Below are 2,602 nucleotides of genomic sequence, written 5' to 3'. Positions count from 1 at the left end.
TAAGTGGTGCGATCTAAGAATCCTGGGTATTGAGCCAAAACGCCTAAAGACGCATTATGCCTGCGATTTTGGCATAGGTAAGCCGATTTCTAAGATAAAACTTAAAGGCTGGCGGCGTAAAATTTTTTAAAATTTCTAAGCAGCAATGCGAAATTTTCAAAAATTTTCTATGGCGCGGCAAGATGCTAATCGCGGGCTTCGTATGCAACAAAAATATTTTACGCGTGAAATCCGCTTTAATAAATCGCCATTGCAGAGGCTGCAGGTGCTTAAGACCTCAAGGATTAAATACGTTTTAGTCCTATTATAAATACTGCAGGCGCCGTGGATGCCGCATAGACGGTGCGAGTAAAAATTGAGGCAAGCCAGCCATAAAAATAATCTTGCAAGTAAAATTTTAATTTGCCTTTTTAAAATTCCGCTCAAAGCTCCGTTTAAAATTTTATTCAAAAATTTTGCTTGGGATTTTGATAGGAATTTTGCAAAAATTCGCCGTAAATTTCACAGCTATTATCAAAAATTAAAATTTTACCCCTCGTTTTTTGCTATAATTATTTTTAAAATTTAAAAGGAGCAAAAATGAAAATTTTAGCGTCGATTACCGCACTAATCGTAGCAGTCTACTTGCTCGCGCAGATATTTTTCCCGCAAGGGGTCTCGTTTGTCGGATGCGGCGTCGGTAGGGCTAATTCGTGCGAAGACTATGGAGCGTATTTGCTTGAGGAGCGCGATTATGAGGCAGCAAAAAAGCCGTTTGAAAAAGCTTGTGAAGCGGGGCTAGAAAATAGCTGTGCTATCGCAGGGGATTTGTATTACGACGAGCAAAATTTATATAAAACTACGAAAGATAAGGGCAAGTCCGCGCGGTTTTATTCCAAAGCGTGCGAGCTGGGAGCTGCCAAAGCTTGCTACAACGCCGCGATAATCTCTTATAAAAATGCCGATAAGAAAAATACGTTCGCATTTTTTGCCAAATCATGCGATTTGGGACTAGGCGAGGGCTGCTTAAATGCTGCGGTCGCTAGCTACGAAGAAAAAGACTATCAGGGCGCTCTTAAGTTTTTCCTCAAATCTTGCGATGCTGCTTTGGCAGAGGGATGCCAGAGGGTCGGGCTAGCGTATTCAAAGAAGGAATTTGGCGAGCCGGATCTGGATAAGGCGATGATCTACTACGACAAAGCCTGCAAGCTGGGAGCTGAGTTTAGCTGCAACGTAGTAGCTGCGATGAATAAAATAAATGCAAGCGAGGCTAATGCTACTAAATAGATGACAGGGCTAGCTAGATGATAACACGGCGGGATCGAAATTAACTTAGAAATTTGACGGAGCTTTATGGGATTTTATGAAATTTCGTGAAATTTTGTCTTTAAATTTTATTGCTGAGATTCCGCATATTGCGATAATGGCGATGGATAGTGATTTTAAAATTTCAGTATCTTGGAAGTTTAGAATTTAATCTATGCTGTGGATTTTATTGACAGAATTTTGACTTGTCATAGACTTATCCATCGCGATATAGGGATTTCATCATAATTATGGTGCTAAATTATATATCGTTGAAAGAGAAAAAATTGCGCAAACTAGCGAGTAGCTATGTAATCACAGCTGATATGGCAAAAATATCCGAAGAAGATCGCACGGGATAATTAATTTGCGAAGTAAATAAAATCAATTCACAAGGGAATGGGAATCTATCAATAAACAAGTAAAATTATTCATTGCAAAGCAAGCAAAATCGATCTGTAAATGGGTAGACCAAGCTTAAAACTAACTCGAAGTAGCCTGTAAATAAGCTAAATTGCAAGCAAGATAAATTTTAAGCAGGCATATTGTAAGAAAGTAAAATTTTAGATGGGGTAAGCGGGGTAAATCGATTTCAAATCACCGTAGAAGTTGGATGACGATCCTAATTTAAAGCCCCATTTTTCCGGGATTTAAGATACCTTTTGGATCGAACGCCCTTTTGATCGCGCGAAATAGCTCCATCTCTGCTGCGCTAAAAGCTAATGGCATAAATTCCGCCTTACTTAGTCCGATGCCGTGCTCGCCGCTGAGCGTACCGCCAAGATCAACTGCAGCTTTGAAAATTTCGGTGATTGCGTCATGTCCGCGTCGCACCTGAGCTTCATCTTTTTTGTCGGCGACCATGACGTTGGTGTGGACATTGCCGTCGCCCGTGTGCCCGAAGCAGGGCACGCGCACGCCGTATTTATCGCCGATGCGCGCGATACGGCGCAGTAGCTCGGGCAGCTGCGAGCGCGGGACGGTGATGTCCTCATTTAGCTTAAGCGTGCCGTAGATATTGATCGCCTGCGAGCAGTTGCGTCTCGCAAACCAAATGCCCGCACGCTCCTCTTCGCTTTCTGCGATGCGAAAGTCGCTCGCGCCGTTTTGAACAAAAATTTCTTTTATGAGCGCGAGCTCCTCCAAAAGCACTGCTTCTAAATTGCCGTCTGTTTCGCAGATCAAAATCGCGCCCGCGCCCTTCGGCAAACCTTTATGAAATTTCTCCTCGACCGCGGCTATGCACAGCGCGTCTAAAAATTCCATCGCCACGGGCGTGATACCAGCAGCCGTCGTCTTATACACGGCATTCATTGCT

At 43.0% G+C, this 2,602-nt stretch carries 2 protein-coding genes; one reads left to right on the top strand and one right to left on the bottom strand.

The genetic code is table 11. The features are described 5' to 3' along the window. The first annotated feature begins 579 nt into the window (after window positions 1-579). Window positions 580-1,266 (top strand): tetratricopeptide repeat protein, encoded by a 687-nt coding sequence (locus tag Q0095_RS01340; protein ID WP_297880654.1) that lies wholly within the window; start codon window positions 580-582, stop codon window positions 1,264-1,266. A 645-nt stretch (window positions 1,267-1,911) separates the two neighbouring features. Here Q0095_RS01340 and Q0095_RS01335 read toward each other — a convergent pair. Continuing rightward, window positions 1,912-2,602: FAD-linked oxidase C-terminal domain-containing protein (locus tag Q0095_RS01335; RefSeq protein ID WP_297880652.1), on the bottom strand; the 691-nt coding region annotated here is incomplete at its 5' end.

Source organism: uncultured Campylobacter sp., assembly GCF_938045535.1.
GTDB lineage: Bacteria > Campylobacterota > Campylobacteria > Campylobacterales > Campylobacteraceae > Campylobacter_B.
The sequence above is the reverse complement of the archived record's forward strand: the minus strand, read 5'-3'. Positions and strand labels throughout refer to the sequence as shown.

Coding starts and splice junctions, on each gene's coding strand:
- Q0095_RS01340 (WP_297880654.1), top strand. CDS start 580: ATGAAAATTTTAGCGTCGATTACCGCACTAATCGTAGCAGTCTACTTG.